The 15,766-nt window shown below is 74.0% G+C and carries 16 protein-coding genes and 1 pseudogene; 5 read left to right on the top strand and 12 right to left on the bottom strand.

Features of this window, described 5'->3' with window-relative positions; genetic code table 11:
* Nucleotides 1-693 carry a TetR/AcrR family transcriptional regulator gene (locus tag ABT158_RS23670; RefSeq protein WP_352356692.1) on the bottom strand — a complete coding sequence of 231 codons (693 nt, stop codon included), beginning with the start codon at nt 691-693 and terminating at the stop codon, nt 1-3.
* Between the two features lie 53 nt (nt 694-746).
* On the opposite strand from ABT158_RS23670, the gene ABT158_RS23665 reads away from it, so the two are divergent.
* Nucleotides 747-1,871: an FAD-dependent oxidoreductase gene (locus tag ABT158_RS23665; RefSeq protein WP_352356690.1), complete on the top strand. Its 1,125-nt coding sequence runs from the start codon at nt 747-749 to the stop codon at nt 1,869-1,871.
* 49 nt (nt 1,872-1,920) lie between these two features.
* On the opposite strand, the gene ABT158_RS23660 is transcribed toward ABT158_RS23665, so the two are convergent.
* The 3 genes from ABT158_RS23660 to ABT158_RS23650 all read right to left on the bottom strand — a co-directional run bounded on the left by ABT158_RS23660 (nt 1,921) and on the right by ABT158_RS23650 (nt 6,383).
* Nucleotides 1,921-2,982, bottom strand: coding sequence for a P1 family peptidase (locus tag ABT158_RS23660; protein WP_352356688.1), 1,062 nt, complete (start codon nt 2,980-2,982; stop codon nt 1,921-1,923).
* A gap of 207 nt (nt 2,983-3,189) precedes the next feature.
* Complete coding sequence (locus ABT158_RS23655) at nt 3,190-5,676, bottom strand: FtsX-like permease family protein (protein WP_352356686.1); 2,487 nt, start codon at nt 5,674-5,676, stop codon at nt 3,190-3,192.
* Nucleotides 5,673-6,383, bottom strand: a complete 711-nt coding sequence (locus ABT158_RS23650; protein WP_352356684.1) for an ABC transporter ATP-binding protein — start codon at nt 6,381-6,383, stop codon at nt 5,673-5,675. The genes ABT158_RS23655 and ABT158_RS23650 overlap by 4 nt, the downstream gene beginning before the upstream one ends.
* Nucleotides 6,384-6,504: 121 nt before the next feature.
* Here ABT158_RS23650 and ABT158_RS23645 point away from each other — a divergent pair, with 121 nt between their 5' ends.
* Together ABT158_RS23645 and ABT158_RS23640 are read left to right on the top strand one after the other, a co-directional pair.
* Entirely contained in the window at nt 6,505-7,716 is a 1,212-nt protein-coding gene (locus ABT158_RS23645; protein WP_352356682.1) for a sensor histidine kinase, read from the top strand.
* Nucleotides 7,704-8,348 (top strand): LuxR C-terminal-related transcriptional regulator, encoded by a 645-nt coding sequence (locus ABT158_RS23640; protein WP_352356680.1) that lies wholly within the window; start codon nt 7,704-7,706, stop codon nt 8,346-8,348. The genes ABT158_RS23645 and ABT158_RS23640 overlap by 13 nt, the downstream gene beginning before the upstream one ends.
* Here the strand turns inward: ABT158_RS23640 and ABT158_RS23635 are convergent.
* The 5 genes from ABT158_RS23635 to ABT158_RS23615 all read right to left on the bottom strand — a co-directional run bounded on the left by ABT158_RS23635 (nt 8,333) and on the right by ABT158_RS23615 (nt 11,922).
* On the bottom strand, nt 8,333-9,514 hold the full coding sequence (locus ABT158_RS23635; RefSeq protein WP_352356678.1) for a serine hydrolase domain-containing protein: 1,182 nt from the start codon (nt 9,512-9,514) through the stop codon (nt 8,333-8,335). The genes ABT158_RS23640 and ABT158_RS23635 overlap by 16 nt on opposite strands.
* A 127-nt stretch (nt 9,515-9,641) precedes the next feature.
* Nucleotides 9,642-10,391, bottom strand: coding sequence for an SDR family oxidoreductase (locus tag ABT158_RS23630; RefSeq protein ID WP_352356676.1), 750 nt, complete (start codon nt 10,389-10,391; stop codon nt 9,642-9,644).
* Nucleotides 10,392-10,474: 83 nt separating this feature from the next.
* On the bottom strand, nt 10,475-10,858 hold the full coding sequence (locus ABT158_RS23625) for a MerR family transcriptional regulator (RefSeq protein ID WP_352356674.1): 384 nt from the start codon (nt 10,856-10,858) through the stop codon (nt 10,475-10,477).
* Nucleotides 10,855-11,253 (bottom strand): hypothetical protein, encoded by a 399-nt coding sequence (locus ABT158_RS23620; RefSeq protein WP_352356672.1) that lies wholly within the window; start codon nt 11,251-11,253, stop codon nt 10,855-10,857. The genes ABT158_RS23625 and ABT158_RS23620 overlap by 4 nt, the downstream gene beginning before the upstream one ends.
* Nucleotides 11,254-11,337: 84 nt before the next feature.
* Nucleotides 11,338-11,922: an NADPH-dependent FMN reductase gene (locus tag ABT158_RS23615; protein WP_352356670.1), complete on the bottom strand. Its 585-nt coding sequence runs from the start codon at nt 11,920-11,922 to the stop codon at nt 11,338-11,340.
* A gap of 83 nt (nt 11,923-12,005) precedes the next feature.
* On the opposite strand from ABT158_RS23615, the pseudogene ABT158_RS23610 reads away from it, so the two are divergent.
* Nucleotides 12,006-12,086: pseudogene (locus ABT158_RS23610) on the top strand (hypothetical protein); the annotation flags it as partial.
* 116 nt (nt 12,087-12,202) lie between these two features.
* Here ABT158_RS23610 and ABT158_RS23605 read toward each other — a convergent pair.
* A complete protein-coding gene (locus tag ABT158_RS23605) occupies nt 12,203-12,616 on the bottom strand; it encodes a hypothetical protein (protein ID WP_352356802.1) in 414 nt (137 codons plus the stop codon).
* A gap of 80 nt (nt 12,617-12,696) precedes the next feature.
* The gene (locus ABT158_RS23600) at nt 12,697-13,353 is read right to left on the bottom strand and encodes a class I SAM-dependent DNA methyltransferase (RefSeq protein ID WP_352356668.1); all 657 of its coding nucleotides are present in this window, start codon (nt 13,351-13,353) and stop codon (nt 12,697-12,699) included.
* A 145-nt stretch (nt 13,354-13,498) separates the two neighbouring features.
* Between ABT158_RS23600 and ABT158_RS23595 the strand changes: the two genes are divergently transcribed.
* A complete protein-coding gene (locus tag ABT158_RS23595) occupies nt 13,499-14,260 on the top strand; it encodes an alpha/beta fold hydrolase (RefSeq protein WP_352356666.1) in 762 nt (253 codons plus the stop codon).
* Between the two features lie 11 nt (nt 14,261-14,271).
* Here the strand turns inward: ABT158_RS23595 and ABT158_RS23590 are convergent, their stop codons facing one another.
* A complete protein-coding gene (locus ABT158_RS23590; RefSeq protein WP_352356664.1) occupies nt 14,272-15,753 on the bottom strand; it encodes an MFS transporter in 1,482 nt (493 codons plus the stop codon).
* Nucleotides 15,754-15,766 lie beyond the last annotated feature (13 nt).

Below are 15,766 nucleotides of genomic sequence, written 5' to 3'. Positions count from 1 at the left end.
TCACGCCGGCGGCCGGTCGAGTCTGGCGGCCACGGCGTCGAGGACCCACTCCAGGCCGGTCGCGAAGGACTCCTCGGCGGTCACCTCCCTGCCGTCGTGCACGAACCTGGCCAGCGTGGGGTAGCGGCCCGTGGCCAGCATCCGGCTCACGTGCGGGCCGTAGGCGCGCTGCCAGTCGAGCTCGGACAGGCCCGTGGCGCGCTCGGCCCGCAGCTGCGCGATCTCGCGCCTGATCGCGCCGGTCGTGTACGCGCCGACGGTCTGCACGGCGTGCGTGACGGTGTCGAGGTCGGCGAGGCCGTCGAGGGCGGCCAGCGTGCGTTCGGTCACGGCGAGGGCGTTCGGGCCCAAGCTCGGACGGCCGCCGAGCAGATCGGCCAGCCATTCGTGCCGGAGGGCGGCCTGCCTGGTGCGCACCGCGTGGCCATGCAACGCCTCCCGCCAGTCGCCGGGCCGCCCGTCGGGCAGGATCTCGGCGTGGACCTCGTCCACCATGAGGTCGAACAGCTCCTCCTTGGTGGAGATGTATCCGTACAGCCGCATCGGGCCGACGTCGAGCCGGGCGGCGACCTTGCGCAACGACACCGCCTCCAGCCCGCCCTCGTCGGCCAGCGCGACGGCCGCGGCGACGATCCGCTGCCGGTCGAGCGGCGCGGGGCGGGTCGGCGGCTCCGGACGGTCCCACACAGTCATGGATACATCGTACTGTTGCGATACACCGTCTCGCCGCAAGACAGTGTATCGACATGAGACATCGTATCGCCGTCGTGGGAGGCGGACCCGGGGGCCTCACCTTCGCCCGCGTCCTGCACCGCCACGGCCACCCCGTCACCGTCTTCGAACGCGATGCCGCGCCCGACGCCCGTCCTCCGGGCGGCACGATCGACCTGCACGAAGGGATGGGCCAGCGCGCGCTGGACAAGGCGGGGCTGCTGGCGGAGTTCCGGGCGCTGTCCCGTCCCGAGGGGCAGGCCATGCGCATCCTGGCGCCGGACGGGACCGTGCTGCGCGACTGGCGGCCCCGTCCGGACGACCGGGCCAATCCGGAGATCGACCGCGGGCAGCTTCGCGACCTGCTGCTCGGCCCCCTGGACGTCCGGTGGGGGCACGGCGTGACGGAGGTGACGCCGGGCACGCGGGACGGCGTGCTGCTCCGCTTCGCCGACGGGCGGCAGGAGACGTTCGACCTTGTGATCGGCGCGGACGGGGCCTGGTCCCGGGTCCGCCCGGCGCTCTCCGCCGCGACGCCGCACTACACCGGCGTCACCGCGGTCGAGACCTCCCTGAACGACGTCGACACCCGCCACCCGGACCTCGCCCGGCTGATCGGTGACGGTTCCCTGGCCGTCTACGGCGTGAACCGCGCCCTCGTCGCCCAGCGCAACAGCGGCGGCCACGTCAAGGTGTACGCCCAGTTCCGGGCGCCGCTGGAGCGGCACGCGGACGGGGACACGGGCCCGGACGGCGTCGAGGCCGTGCGGTCCCGCCTGCTGGCGCTGTTCGAGGGCTGGGCCGACCCCGTGCTCGACCTGCTGCGCCGCGGCACCGCGTTCGCCGACCGCCCCCTCTACGTCCTGCCCGTCTCCCACACCTGGGCCCACGTCCCCGGGGTGACGCTCCTGGGGGACGCCGCCCACCTGATGCCGCCCTTGGGGGTGGGCGCGAACCTGGCGATGCTGGAGGGCGCCGAGCTCGCCGAAGCCCTGGCCGCCGGCCCCGGCGACCCGGACGAGGTCGTCCGCGCCTTCGAGGAGCGGATGTGGGAACGGGCCGGCAGGTGGGCGAAGATGACGGCGGACGGCCTGGAACGTCTCGTCGGCCCGGATCCCGCCACGGCCATCGCCGTCTTCGACGAGATCCAGGCGTCCTGACCGGCTTGCCATCCGCCGGCCGCGTGCCCGACCTCACGGGACAGAACAGCTAGCCGACCGGCTCTCCCACGCCGGTCCGCGGCAGCCGGTCGTACGGAACGGCGTGACGGGTACGGCCGCGGACGCCCGTGGTGGTCGTCGCGGTGAACAGGGAGTTGAGCAGCGCCTCCTCCACCGCGTCCATGACCGCGGCGAACAGCGGGTTCAGGCCCGCGTCGGGCAGGCGCGGGAGCTCCGGCGACGCGGTGCTGAAGGCGATGGCGTAGTCGCCGCTCCCGTGGGAGTACGACGCCCCGACGCGGCCCATCGCGAAGATCGCCCGGCGGGCCAGGCGGGCGAGCTGACGCGCGTCGAGCGGCGCGTCGGTGGCCACCACGATCATGCAGGAGTTGCCGGCGGGCTCCTCTCCGGTGGCCCCCGGGACGAGCTCCTCGACCGGCATCGGGACGCCGCCCACGGTCAGCACGCCGCCGAAGTTCGCCTGGACGAGCGCCCCGACCGTCACCGCCGTCACCGCCGTCCCCTCGGCCACCGGCCGCCTGGACGAGGTGCCGATGCCCGCCTTGTAGCCCAGCGCCGTCGTCCCGGTGCCCGCCCCCACGCATCCTTCGGCGGGCAGCCCGCCGGACGCCCCCTCCAGCGCGTCGAGCACGTGCCGTTCGGTGATCGGGCGGCGCCGGATGTCGGACAGGTAGCCGTCGTTGGTCTCGCCCACGACCGGGTTGAAGGAGATGCCCTCCGGGCTGCGGTCCATCAGGTAGGTGAGCAGCGCGTCCGCCGCCCGGAACGCCGACAGCGTGGCGGTCAGCACGACGGGCGACTCCAGCACGCCGAGCTCGTCGATCTGGGTGGAGCCGACCAGTTTGCCGTACCCGTTGCCGGCGTACACGGCCGCGGGCAGCGCCCGCCCTTCGGCGGTGAGCTGACGGGGGACGACGGCGGTGACCCCGGTGTGCAGGTCGGCGCCGTCGTCGAGGGTGGTGTGGCCGACCAGGACGCCTTCGACGTCGGTGATCGCGTTCAACGGCCCGGTCGGCAGGGCGCCGACGACGACGCCCAGGTCGCGCGCCCGCACGCGTCCCCTCGTGGCTGCGGTGAGGTGATTGTCCATAATGTTCCCATTGTCGAGGCTCCGCTCCGCCGACATGCGCCCCTCGGACGGTCAGCGCGCGGACGTCGTCCGAGTTCGCAGAGCCTCAGATGGTCAGGGTCACGTTGATCACGACGGCGACGACGACGATCGCCAGCAGGATCCAGGGCCACTGCCGCTTCTGCCTCGGCGGGGTCCAACGGGGTTCGGTCATGTCGATCTCCTTTTTCAGCCACGGCCGCTGAGGGCCTGGACGGGACGCGTTCGCAGGGCGATCCGCGCGGGGACGAGCACCGACAGCACGCCGAGCGCCGAGGTGGCGCCGACCACTGCCAGGTAGGTCACGGGCTGGACGGTGGGCAGCGGCAGCCCGGTCAGGCCGTAGGCGATCATCGTCAGCGGCAGGAGCGGCGCGGCGGTCCCGATGCCGACCGCGAGCAGGACGGTCAGCACCGACTCGGCGCGCAGCATCCGCATGACCTGGCCGCGGCTGCCCCCGGCCAGGCGGAGCAGCGCGAACTCCCTGGTCCGCTCGGTCACCGCCAGGGTCAGGGCGTTGGCCACCGACACCGCCAGATATCCGAAGACCAGCAGCAGTGGCAGCAGCCCGCCGAGCATCGCGGCGGCCTCGCCCTCCTCCTGGGCGGCCCGCATGGCCGCGCCGTCGCCGACCACCAGCCCCGGATGAGCCCGGACGAGCGCGCCCAGGTCGGCCGACGGGTCGGCGCGCACGAGGACGGCGTCGTCACGACTCGCCGGCACCACCGCGCGCGGCAGCGTGAGGTCGCCGAAGCCCGAGCCGCGGCGGTAGATCGCCACCACTTGTGGCCGGTACGGCGTTCCGTCCCCCAGGTACAGGGTGAGCGTCGAACCGACCTTCGCCGACAGCGTGCCCGCGGCGGCCCGGCTGACCGCCACCGTGCCGGGACGCAGCCCGGCCGCCGACCCGGCCTCCACCCCCAGGTCGACAGTGCCGGCGAGCCCCGCCGGATCGACGGCCTGCGCCTGGTAGTCGAGCACTTCGGGGCTGTCGAGCAGGCGGATCGCGGCGTGGACGCGGGTCCGCACGATCGGCGTGACCGCCCGTACCCCGGGCAATCTGGCGGCGTCGGCGCGCACGCCGGGCGGCAGGCCCCACTCACCACCGGTGAGCGTGTGCGTGGCCAGGGTGCCCTCTTCCAGATCGCGCCGGGCCGCGGCGGCGGTCGTGGCCGGCAGGCCGATCTGCAGGAGCGCGAAGCCGATCGCGAGAACCATGGGCGAGACCGTCGCGGCCAGCCGCCGTGAGTGGGCGAGGCTGTTGGCCACGGCCAGATGGCCCGCCGCCCCGTACCGCCGGCGCAGCCGCCCGGCGAGCATCCTGGTCCCCAGCCGCACGATGGGTGGTCCGAGCACGCTCAACGCGATGATCATGATCAGGCCGCCGCCGGCCGCCAGCGCCACCGCGAACACGCTGCTCCACCACAGCGGCGCCGACGCCCCCGCGACACCGGTGGTCAGCAGCAGCACGCCCGAGGCGAGCCGGACCGCCGGCAACCGGGACGGCTCCACCGACACCTCGGTCAGCGCCTGCGCGGGCAGCGGCCGCAACACCCGGCGGCCGACCACCCAGGCGGCGGCCTGCGACAGGAGCAGGCAGACGGCGACCGCGGCCACCATCGGGACCGGCCCCACCGAGATCTCGAAGTCGGCGGGCGCCAGGCCCACCAGGCGCAGCGCGTCGAGCAGCAGCGCGGCCAGCAGGACGCCGGGCAGACCGCCGGACAGGCCCGCGAGCAGCGCGACGGCGGCGGTCTCCGCGGCGATCATCCTGGTGACGTGCCGCGAGCTCGCGCCGACCGCCCGCAGCAGCGCGATCTGGCGTCGCCTGCGATGGGCGGTGAGCGAGAGCGCGCCGGTCAGCACCAGCCCGGCGATCACGACCACGCTGCCGATCAGCGAGGCGGCCAGCTCCTGGAGGTCGGAGCGCGCCTTCCGCACGTCGCCGAACTCGGCCCGGCCGCGCGCCTCGCCCGTGGCGACGGTGACGGAGTCGCCGAGTGTCTCCTTGAGACGTCCGGCCAGTTCCTCCGGGTCGATCCCGGGCCGGGCCAGCACGCCGATGGCGTCGAGCGCCGCCGGCCCGCCGTACAGGCGGGTGGCCTCTTCGTCGGGGAAGAGCACCAGCGGTCGGCGCAGTTCACCGCGGACGACACCGGCCACGCGGTAGGCGGCGGCGGGAGCCGTGCCGGCGACGACGGTGACGCGATCGCCCGGCCGCAGCCCGGCGGAGGCGTCGATGACGACTTCGCCGGGGCCGGGGGCGTGCCCGGCGGCGAGGGTGAACGGGGCCAGCGGCGCGGTGGACCAGCCGTGGCCGGTGGCGGCCGGCGAGCCGTCGCCGATGACGAGATCGACGGGAAAGCCGCGGTCGGGGACGGCGGCGCGCACGCCCGGCACCGTGGCCACCCGTTCGAGCAGAGTGCTCGGCAGGGTCGTGGGCTCGGTCAGCGGCTCGGTCTCGCTCTCCCCGCCGATCGTCACCCGCACCGAGTCGGGGCCGCTCACCACGACGTCGGCGGCGGCGTACCGCTCGGCCGGGACCCCGGCGGCCAGGCCCGACTGCAGGATCAGCCCGCAGGCGGTCAGCAGCGCCGAGGCGGCGAACAGGGCGGCGAACGCGCCGGCCAGGCCCGCCTTGTCGGCTTTGAGGAGCTTCCAGATCAGGTCGGTCATGACGCGCCCAGTTGCGTCATGCGCTCGGCCACCCGCTCCGGCTTGGGCCGCAGCGCCTGGCCCGCCAGCCGCCCGTCGGCGAGGAAGACCACGCGGTGGGCGTAGGAGGCGGCGACCGGGTCGTGGGTGACCATGACGAGGGTCTGTCCGGCCTCGTCCACCAGTTCGCGCAGCAACGTCAGCACTTCGCGGGCGGTCCGCGTGTCCAGCGCGCCGGTGGGCTCGTCGGCGAAGACCACCTCGGGATCGGTGATCAGCGCCCTGGCCAGCGCCACCCGCTGCTGCTGGCCGCCGGACAGCTCGGCCGGGCGGTGACCCAGCCGCGCGCCGAGCCCCACCCTGGACGCGATGGCCATGAGTCTCGCCTCGTCCACCGGGCGTCCGGCCAGGCGCAGCGGCAGGGTGATGTTGTCGGCGACGTCGAGCGCCTGCAGCAGGTTGTACGCCTGGAAGACGAAGCCGATCCGCTCCCGGCGCAGCGCGGCCAGGCCCGGCTCGTCCAGCGCCGTCACGTCCACGCCGCCCAGGAGCACCCGGCCGGAGCTCGGCGTGTCCAGCCCGGCCGCGCAGTGCAGCAACGTGCTCTTGCCCGACCCTGACGGGCCCATCATCGCGACGAACTCGCCGTCGGCGATCTCCAGCGTGACCCCGTCGAGCGCGGTCACCTTCCCGTACGTCTTGTGGAGCTCCTCCACCCGAACCGCCAACGCAGCCCTCCATCGCTCTCTCCTGGACCGCACCAAACGTAGGAGCGAGGGGTGAGGGGACGACATCCCACCGATGGGCGTCTTGATGGTGGTGCGGGCACCACCATGCAGAATGTCGGCCATGAACGTCCTGACGGCCACGCGGAAGGCCGCGCTCTTCCTGATCCTCGGGTCCGGCGCCGCGCTGCTCGCACTGCCGCTGTTCTGGCTGGTCGTCTGTGTCACGCTGCTGGGCCTGGCCGGGGTCGGCCTGCCCCTGATCCCGCCGGTGACGCGTCTGGTCAGGCGGCTGGCCGGATGGCAGCGCCGCCGTCTGGGGGTGCCGGCCCCGCCGCACCTGCCGCTTGAGGGGCCGCTGCCGGTACGCGTGCGCGCGGCCGTGGGCGACCCCGCCACGCCGCGGGAGGTGCTCTGGCTCCTCGCGCACGGCCTGACCGGCGTCGTCCTCGGCTTCCTGGCGCTCGGCCTGCCCCTGGCCGCGCTCAACGCGGCCACCCTGCCGCTGTGGTGGCGGCTCACGCCGGGCAGCCCGCCGTCGGTGCTCGGCTACGCCGTCGACTCCTGGCCGCTGGCCCTGACCGGCCCGTTCGTCGCCGCGGGCTATGTGGGCGTGGCCTGCCTGGTCCTGCCGGCCGCCGCGGCACTGTCCGGACGGCTCAACCGCCGCCTGCTCGAACCCGTGGGCCGGGTACGGCTGGCGCAGCAGGTGGCGATGCTGACCGCGGCCAGGGCCTCGGCGCTCGAAGCCCACGCGCAGGAGCTCAGGCGCATCGAACGCACGCTCCACGACGGCACGCAGAACCGCCTGGTCGCCGTCGTCATGCACCTCGGCATGCTCGAACGTGCCCTGGCCGGCGCCCCCGACGGCACCCGGCAGCTGGCCGTACGCGCCCATGAGGCCGCCTCCGACGCGCTGGTCAACCTGCGTGACGCCATCCGGGCCATCCATCCGCCCGTCCTCACCGAACACGGGCTCGACGGCGCGCTCACCGCGCTGGCCGCGCGCAGCCCCGTCCCCTGCACCGTCGAGACCGCCGACTTCCCCCGCCTGCCGGCGGCCGTCGAGGCGGCCGCCTACTTCACCGTCGCCGAAGCGCTCACCAACGTCGCCAAGCACAGCCGCGCCGGCAAGGCGGCGGTGCGCGTGCACCTGGACGGCGGCCTGCTGACCGTGGAGATCGAGGACGACGGCGTGGGCGGCGCCGAGAGCGGCGCCGGCAGCGGCCTGACCGGAATCGACCACCGAGCCGCCGCCTTCGGCGGCCGGAGCACCCTGACGAGCCCGCAAGGCGGGCCGACCCTGTTGAAAGTGGAGTTGCCATGCGGGTTGTGATCGCCGAGGACGACGCGCTGCTGCGCGAAGGGCTGGCGCTGCTGCTGGCCGCCGAGGGCGTCGAGGTGCCGGCCGCCGTCGACAACGCCGCCGACCTGCTCGCCGCTGTCGCGGCCGAGGAGCCCGACGCGCTGATCGTGGACGTACGGCTGCCGCCGGACTTCCGCGACGAGGGCCTGCGCGCGGCGATCGAGGCCAGGCGGACGCGGCCCGGGCTGCCCGTCCTGGTGCTGTCCTCCTACGTCGAGGACACCTACGCCTCCGCCCTGCTCAGCGAGGGTGGCGCGGGCGTCGGCTACCTGTTGAAGGAGCGCGTCGGCAAGGTGCAGTCCTTCGTGGACGCGTTGCACCGGGTGGCCGGGGGCGGGACCGCGATCGACCCCGAGGTGATCGCCCAGCTCCTGGTCCGCCGCCGGGCCGGTGATCCCCTCCACGCGTTGACCGCCCGGGAGCGGGAGGTGCTCGCGCTGATGGCCGAGGGGTTGTCCAACACCGACCTCAGTGAGCGGCTGGTGATCAGTGAGGGGGCGGTCAACAAGCACATCAGGAACATCTTCGCCAAGCTGGGCCTGCAACCCTCCGAAAGCGGGCACCGCAGGGTCCTGGCCGTGCTCGCCTACCTCAGAGCCTGACCCGCGGCCGGCTGTCGTCCCGCGCAGAGGGCGGTGTCGAGGGTGGCGTCGAGCTGCCTGTCGCCCTCCGGCGTGAGGGACTTCTCGGTCGCGGTGACGGTGGCCGCCCGGCCGCCCTCGGTGACGCCGCCGCGGGTCGAGTACCCGCCGACGTCGCCGCTGTGCCCCCAGGCCAGGCCGCCGCAGCTCAGCGCGATCTTCGTCAGGCCGAGCCCGTACCCCCACCCGCGCGGCGCCCCGGGCACCGGGACGGTCCGCTTCATCTGCGCCAGCATGGCCGGCTTGAGCAGCCTGCCGCCCAGCAGCGCGCCAAGGAACCGGTTGACGTCCCGCGGCGTGCTGACCAGCTGCCCGGCCGCCCATCCCCGCGACGGGTCCATCTCGGACACGTCCACCGGCTCGCCACCCGGCCTGCCGGTCCTGGACTTGTAGGCCCTGGGGTGGGCGCCCCGGATCCGCTGCTCGCCGGCATCGGGCCAGTAGGTGTCACCGAGTCCCAGCGGCCTGATGATCCGGTCGGTGATCTCCACGCCGATCGGCCGGCCCGTGACCCTCTGCACCAGCAGTCCGAGCAGGACGTACCCGGTGTTGCTGTAGCTCCAGCCCTTGCCGGGAGCGAACAGCGGCTTGTGCGCCAGAGCCAGATCGACCAGTTCCCTGGGCTCGAAGTAGCGGTGCTGGTTGTCGAAGAACGTCCCCGCGATGGCCCTGCCGTGCTCGGGCAGGCCCGAGGTGTGCTGGAGCAACCGGCGGACGGTGATCAGGCGGCCGTCGTACCCGTTGCCGCGCACCAGCCCCGGCAGGTAGGTCTCGACCGGCGCGTCCAGCTCCACCTTGCCCTCGCCGGCCAGTTGCAGCACGACCGTGGCGGTGAAGGTCTTGGTGGTGCTGGCGATGCGTACCCGCCCGTTGACCGGGACCTTCGCCCGCGTGGCCAGGTCGCCGACGCCTGCGGTGTAGTCCCGGCCGCGCCCGTCGGGCTCCCGCACCGCGGCCAGCGCGCCGGCGAACTCGCCGCCGCCGACCAGCTCGTTCAGCGCCGTCCGTACGGCGTCGCCCGGACGGCTGCGCGGTGCGGCGTCGGCGGACGCCGGGCTCGCGGCCCCCAACGTGAGGGCCAGCACCGCGGCGGCGCCGCGGACGGTGAGGGCAGGATGGTGGGACATGGGGAAACTCCCTTGATGACGTGGCCGCGATGTCGTCCAGCATGTCGGCGCGACCGGCACGCGATCGATCCCACGTGTGGGTGTCTCCGCACTACAGCCGGCGCCACCACCGCCCCGGGTCGCGCCGTCAGAGCAGGGTGCCGCCCGAGGCGTCCAGCCAGTGGCCGGTCACCCAGCGGCTGTCGTCGCCGGCCAGGAAGGCCACCGCGTCGGCCACGTCCGCGGGGGTGCCCACGCGGCCCATGGGGGACAGCGACGACAACCAGGTCAGCGCCTCCCCGACGAGCCTGCCCTCGTGCATGTCGGTGTCGATGACGCCGGGCGCCACGGTGTTGACGGTGATCCCGCGCGGCCCGAGCTGCTTGGCCAGCGTCGAGGTGAGCACGTCGAGCGCGCTCTTGGACATCGCGTAGCTGATCGCCGTCGGCATCGCCGAGCCGCGGGTCAGCATCGTGGAGACGTTGACGATCCGGCCGCCGTCACGCAGGCGGGGGAGCGCGAGCTGGGTGACGAAGAACGGGGCGGTGGCGTTGACCGCGAAGAGCCGTTCGAACTGGCGTCGGGTGACGTGCTCGATGCCGGGTTCGTCGTTCAGGATGCCGGCGTTGTTGACCAGGATGTCCAGCCCGTCGGCGCGGGCGTCGAAGGCGGCCCACAGGCGGTCGGCGTCGCCGGGCGTGCCCAGCTCGGCCCGCAGGGCGAACGCCTGCCCGCCCGCCGCCTCGACCGCGGCGACGGTCTCCGCGGCGGCCTGGTCGTTGCCGCCGTAGTGGACGGCGACGCGCGCGCCGTCCGCGGCCAGGCGCTGGGCGATGGCCCGGCCGATCCCTCTGCTCGCGCCGGTGACGAGCGCGGTCTTGCCATGGAGGTTGCTCATGATGTGTTCCCTGTCAATTGGGGATGAGTCACCCGAAGGCCGCGGGCGGGCGGCAGGCGTGCCGCTCGACGTCCGCAGGGTGATCAAGGGGACTGGAGGAAGTCCAGGGTGGCCAGCTCGTTCACGGTGGTCTGCAGCTGGTCGATGCGGGCCCGGCCGATCCGGACCAGCTCCTCGCCCGCGCCGGCCCACTGGCCGAGGTCGCGGGACAGAGGCGGGATGCCGGAGAGGATGTCGGCGCTCTCCTTGAGGGTGATGCCGACCCGCTGCGCGGCGAGGGCGAGCTTGATCCGGCAGACCGCGTCGACGGTGAAGCGGCGGGCGTTGCCGCTGTTGCGGTGGCCGGTGATCACGCCGTAGCGCTCGTAGAAGCGGACGGCGTTGGGCGTCACCCCGGCGGCCCTGGCCACCTGCCCGACCGTGAGGGAGGCCATCGTCTCGGGGCCGGGACGGTCGGTGACGGTCATGGCGTGCCCACCGTCCTCTCAGCCGACTTCCGCCGGCCTGGCAGCGCCGGGTGCCGGGCCGGAGAGCGCAATCGTACGACGAGGGCCAGCGACATCACGACGAGGGCCGCCGCCTGGGTCAGCCGCAGGGCGTCGGTGACGGTGACCGCCTGCGCCGCCCGGTCCGCCGCGTCCATGGCGGCCAGGGCGGCGAGCGACGCGCCGACCGCGCCGGGGATCATCAGCGCCGCCGTGACCGAGGCGCTGTCCAGACGCAGCGTCTGGACGTAGGTGGGCATCAGCAGAGCCGAGCCGAAGTAGGGGGCGGCGCACAGGGCGAGCACCGCGGCGATCCGCGTCCAGGCCGGGGTGTCCTGGGCGCTGATGCCGTACGCCACCGCGACGATGCCCGGCACCAGCAGGACCGCCCCACCAGGTCCGGCCGGACCCGCCGGCCATGAGGACGACCGCGGCGCGCAGCTCCGGCCCGGTCAGCCTGCTCAACGCAGACCGGCCGGGTCCGGGACGCGGACGGAACGCAGTGCCCGCGCCCACGTGCGCAGCTCGCCCATCGTCGTGTGCAGCGCCTGCGTCGTGCCCGGCGGAGGGACGAAACGGCCGCCGGCGTCCAGGTGCTCCCATGCCATCGGGATCAGCACCGACTCGCGGACCGTGGCGGCCCGCAGTTCGGGGAAGACCATGCGCAACTGCGCCACGGCCCTGATGCCGCCGGAGGCGCCGTACCCGACGAACGCGACCGGCTTGTACGCCCACTCGGTGAAGTGCCAGTCGATCGCGTTCTTCACGGCGGCGGGGAAACTGTGGTTGTACTCCGGGACGAGGAACACGAACCCGTCGGCGCCAGCGAGCGCGTCGCCGATCGGGGACGCGGCCCCTCCGCCGGGCCGCAGCTCGTGCATCGGCAGCGAGACCGCGGCCAGGTCGATCATGTCGAGGTCGAGCCAGTCGATGGTGCCGAGCTCGCGCTCCAGCCAGGCGGCGAGCGGGTCGGCCATTCTGGGCCTGCGCACGCTTCCGATCACCACGGCGATCCGGAGGCGGCTGTCGGCGTTGGTTTCCGTCATGGCAGCGACGCTAGGAGCTCGCCTATGGGCGAACTCAAGTCGCCGGTTTCTACGCCTTTCCGGCGTCGCCCAGGGAGGCCGACATGCCGAAGGTGGCCCGCGTCCTGCGCAACCGGCTGGCCCGCGGAATGTCGCTGCAGGTCGACAGCTGCGTCCGCTACCCGCTCGGCAGGCGCGGGGGGCTCCTGGCTGTATGTCGTGCTCACCGGCCCGAAGCGCGGCACCCTGGCCTTCGCCACGACCGGAAAGGAGTACGCCGAACTGACCGAACGCGCCCGGGTCAGCCCGAGCAGTCGCCTCCTGGAGTGACCGAGGTCCGGACGCCGCCGACCGCCCTGGTCGCCTCGACCTGGAAACAGGCCCGGAACAGGCCGCCGCCGAAGGACTCGCGCACGGTGGTGATCGTCTCGACCTCGACCTTGACGGACGGCCGCTGGTTCGTGACGTGCGCCACGCGCACCTCGTAACCGTTGCCGAGCTCACGAACCTGCTGGTCCGTCGGCCACCGGCCGGCGAGCAGGGTTCGCAGGTCGCCCGCGTAGCCGTCGGCCAGCCGCCGGGTCTCCTTCTGGGCCTGCGCCGTCGTCTCCTCGTGCTGCCACCGGTAGATCAGGGGCCACCCGAAGGCCACCAGAATCCCGCCGCCGGCCAGGATCACACCCAAGACGACGACCACCAGGACAACTCGTCTCAAGAGCACGGCACCCCACCTCCCTGGCGTGTCCGGGCGGCGGGCGTGCCGGTCGGGGCCGGGATGCCCGGGTGCCCGTGCGTCTAGTGTGCGTCGTCGGGGGACGCGGCGCGCATCAGCAGGTGGCCGCGGCGGAAGCGTTCGTCCTCCAGCGGCTCGCGCAGCATCCGGCCCACCTCGACGAAGCCCTCCTTGCGGGCCAGGTCGGCCAGTTCGTCGATCGGCCATCGGTAGGCCGGCGTGACCTTGTGGTCGAACTCCGTGACCGGGTCGCCCTCGGACTCGAAGAAGCCGACCAGGAAGTGGCCGCCGGGGGCCAGCACCCGGCGGAACTCGGCGAAGTACGGCGGCAGTTCCGCCGGCGGGACGTGGATCATGGAATACCAGGAGATCAGACCGCCCAGCTCGCCGTCGGCGACGTCGAGGGCGTCCATCGAGCCGAGCTCGAAACGCAGGCCGGGATAGTCCCTGCGGGCGATGTCGAGCAGCGCGGGGGACAGGTCGACGCCGAACGCGTCCAGGCCGAGGTCACGCAGGTGGGCCGTCATGTACCCGGGGCCGCACCCGGCCTCGACCACGGGCCGGGGCCCGGCGGCCCGGACGAGTTCGGCGAACGCGGCGACCAGCGCGCGGTCCAGCGGCAGGCGGTCGAGCGAGTCGCGGGCGAGGTCGGCGTACAGGTCGGCGACGGCGTCGTAGGCGCGCGCGGTCGCCGTGAGGTAGGAGGAGGAGTCGGCCATGGCGGACGACTGTAGCCCATCGGCTCGGGTGTCGCCGAGCCGTCGCCGCCGCGACGGGCCGCCCGTTCGCGCGTATGCTGTGAACAAAAATCCAAACTGTTCATACGGATACAGTCAACCGGCGCAGCCGCGGAAGGGATCCCCCATGCTGAACGACCTGCCGTACCTGTCGGCCGGCGAAGGGCCGCCCCTGATCGTCCTGATCTACACCCCGCAGGCGGCCAACCCGACGGGCATGACGCGCTGGTCCACGATGCGGCTGGTCCGGCCGTTCACCCGCGACTTCACCGTGTACGTCGTCAACCGCCCGCCCGGGCTGCCGTCCACCACGACGATGGCCGGCCTCGCCGCGATCTTCGCCCAGGCGATCAGGGCCACGTTCGACGGACCGGTCAACGTGCTGGCCCTGTCCACCGGCGGAGCCATCGCCCTGCAACTGGCCGCCGACCATCCCGGCCTGGTCGACCGGCTCGTCCTGGCGGGCACGGCCTGCACCCTCGGCCCGGCCGGCCGTCGGGCCCAGCGCGGCTACATCGAACGGGCCCGCCGGGGCAGGCGGCCGAGCCCCGCGCTGGCCGAGATCGTCACCGCGTCGGCCTTCGGCCGCGTCCTGCTCAGGGGCCTGCTGTGGCTGTCGGACGGCGGGCGCGCCGACCACGCCGACGCCGTCACCGTGCTCAACGCCGAGGACGGCTTCGACCTGCGCGGCCGGCTGCACGAGATCAAGGCGGCCACCCTGCTGATCCAGGGCGGCGACGACCTGGTCTACCCGCTGGACCTGGCCCGGCAGACGGTCGACGGCATCCCCGACGCCCAGCTCGTCGTCTACCCCGGCCGCAGCCACAGCGGCACCTTCACCGACAGGAGATTCGCCCCCGACGCCCTCGCCTTCCTGACCGACGGCTGAGGACCCGCCGCTCAGGGGCCGACCGGCCGCGGGGCGTCCCGCACCGGCGTGCGCAGCAGGGCGACGACGCCGAGCACCACGTGCAGGACCCCGGCCACCGCCGCGGCCACGTGCAGCCCGGCGACGAACGCCGACTCGGCCTGCGCGGCCGCCGCCGGCACGAGAGCGGGCAGCTGGAGGGTCTCGTCCAGGGTGGGGGCCAGGTCCGGCCCGCGGAGCCGGAAGACCAGGGCGGCGAGCGAGCCGAGCAGCGCGATCCCGAGGGCGTTGCCGATCTCGTTGCTGGTCTCGGCCAGCGCCCCCGCCGCTCCGGCCCGTTCCGGCGGTACGGCCCCGACCGCGGTGTCGGCCACGACGCTGAACGAGATGCCGTACCCGACGCCCGCGACGACCGTGGACGCGACGTACCAGCCCACACCGCCCGTGACGGCCGTCGGGAGCAGGAGCAGCAGCCCCGCCGCGACGGAGAAGTGGCAGACGGCGAGCGCGGCCCGCCGGCCGACACGGTCGACCACGAACGGCGTGACGACGCAGGTGACGGTGAGCACCACCGCGCCGGGCAGCGCGAGCAGCGCCGCGTGCAGCACGGGCAGGCCGAGGACGGACTGGAGGTAGACGCCCGACAGGTACGCCGTCGCCGACCACGCCGCCAGCGGCAGCAGCCCGGTGACGATCGCCACGGTGAACACCCGGTCGCGGAACAGCGAGAACTCGATCAGCGGCTGCGCCAGGCCGCGCTGCCTGCGGACGAACCACGCCAGCAGCCCCGCCCCGGCCGCCCCCGCGACGACCGGGACGGCCGACAGCCCGTCGGCGGCGGCGTGCTTGAGCGCGTAGATCGCGAGCAGCAGCCCGGCCGCGGACGTCACGACGCTGGGCGCGTCCACGCGCCCGGCGCGGGTCGCCCGCACCTCGCGGAGCAGGATCGGCGCGAAGACCAGGAACAGGGCGAGGACGGGCAGGTTGACCAGGAAGACCGACCCCCACCAGAACCGTTCCAGCAGCACGCCGCCCACGATCGGCCCGGCGGCGAACCCGGCCGCGAACGCCGCGGCGAACACGCCGATGGCCTGCGCCCGGCGCCGCGGGTCGGCGAACAGCTCGCTGAGCACAGCCAGCGCCGACGGCAGCAGGGTCGCGCCCGCCACGCCCATCAGCGCGCGGGCCGCGATCAGCAGCTCGGCGCTGGGCGCGAACGCCGCCGCCGTGGAGCCGGCGCCGAAGACCGCGGCGCCGACCATGAGCAGCCGCAGCCGCCCGTACCGGTCGCCGAGGTTGCCGAACGCGATCAGCAGGGAGCCGACGGCGAAGCCGTAGACGTCGAGGATCCACAGGGCCTGGCCCGCGGTGGGCGTGAGGGCCTGGCTGATCCGGGGCATCGCCAGGAACAGGATCGAGCCGTCCATGGAGACCAGCAGGACGGGCCCGAGGATCACCAGGAGACCGAGCCAGGCCCGCAGGCCCGGGGGAGTGCGCGTGTGCTGTCGATACATGGGGCCGACACTC

The sequence above is a fragment of the Nonomuraea sp. NPDC001636 genome (assembly GCF_040298265.1).
Classification (GTDB): Bacteria; Actinomycetota; Actinomycetes; order Streptosporangiales; family Streptosporangiaceae; genus Nonomuraea.
The sequence above is the reverse complement of the archived record's forward strand: the minus strand, read 5'-3'. Positions and strand labels throughout refer to the sequence as shown.

What these genes read in the sequence shown, in the direction of transcription:
- ABT158_RS23670 (WP_352356692.1), bottom strand. Translation starts at nt 693, where the DNA reads ATGACTGTGTGGGACCGTCCGGAGCCGCCGACCCGCCCCGCGCCGCTC.
- ABT158_RS23665 (WP_352356690.1), top strand. Translation starts at nt 747, where the DNA reads ATGAGACATCGTATCGCCGTCGTGGGAGGCGGACCCGGGGGCCTCACC.
- ABT158_RS23660 (WP_352356688.1), bottom strand. Translation starts at nt 2,982, where the DNA reads ATGGACAATCACCTCACCGCAGCCACGAGGGGACGCGTGCGGGCGCGC.
- ABT158_RS23655 (WP_352356686.1), bottom strand. Translation starts at nt 5,676, where the DNA reads ATGACCGACCTGATCTGGAAGCTCCTCAAAGCCGACAAGGCGGGCCTG.
- ABT158_RS23645 (WP_352356682.1), top strand. Translation starts at nt 6,505, where the DNA reads ATGAACGTCCTGACGGCCACGCGGAAGGCCGCGCTCTTCCTGATCCTC.
- ABT158_RS23640 (WP_352356680.1), top strand. Translation starts at nt 7,704, where the DNA reads ATGCGGGTTGTGATCGCCGAGGACGACGCGCTGCTGCGCGAAGGGCTG.
- ABT158_RS23635 (WP_352356678.1), bottom strand. Translation starts at nt 9,514, where the DNA reads ATGTCCCACCATCCTGCCCTCACCGTCCGCGGCGCCGCCGCGGTGCTG.
- ABT158_RS23630 (WP_352356676.1), bottom strand. Translation starts at nt 10,391, where the DNA reads ATGAGCAACCTCCATGGCAAGACCGCGCTCGTCACCGGCGCGAGCAGA.
- ABT158_RS23625 (WP_352356674.1), bottom strand. Translation starts at nt 10,858, where the DNA reads ATGACCGTCACCGACCGTCCCGGCCCCGAGACGATGGCCTCCCTCACG.
- ABT158_RS23615 (WP_352356670.1), bottom strand. Translation starts at nt 11,922, where the DNA reads ATGACGGAAACCAACGCCGACAGCCGCCTCCGGATCGCCGTGGTGATC.
- ABT158_RS23600 (WP_352356668.1), bottom strand. Translation starts at nt 13,353, where the DNA reads ATGGCCGACTCCTCCTCCTACCTCACGGCGACCGCGCGCGCCTACGAC.
- ABT158_RS23595 (WP_352356666.1), top strand. Translation starts at nt 13,499, where the DNA reads ATGCTGAACGACCTGCCGTACCTGTCGGCCGGCGAAGGGCCGCCCCTG.
- ABT158_RS23590 (WP_352356664.1), bottom strand. Translation starts at nt 15,753, where the DNA reads ATGTATCGACAGCACACGCGCACTCCCCCGGGCCTGCGGGCCTGGCTC.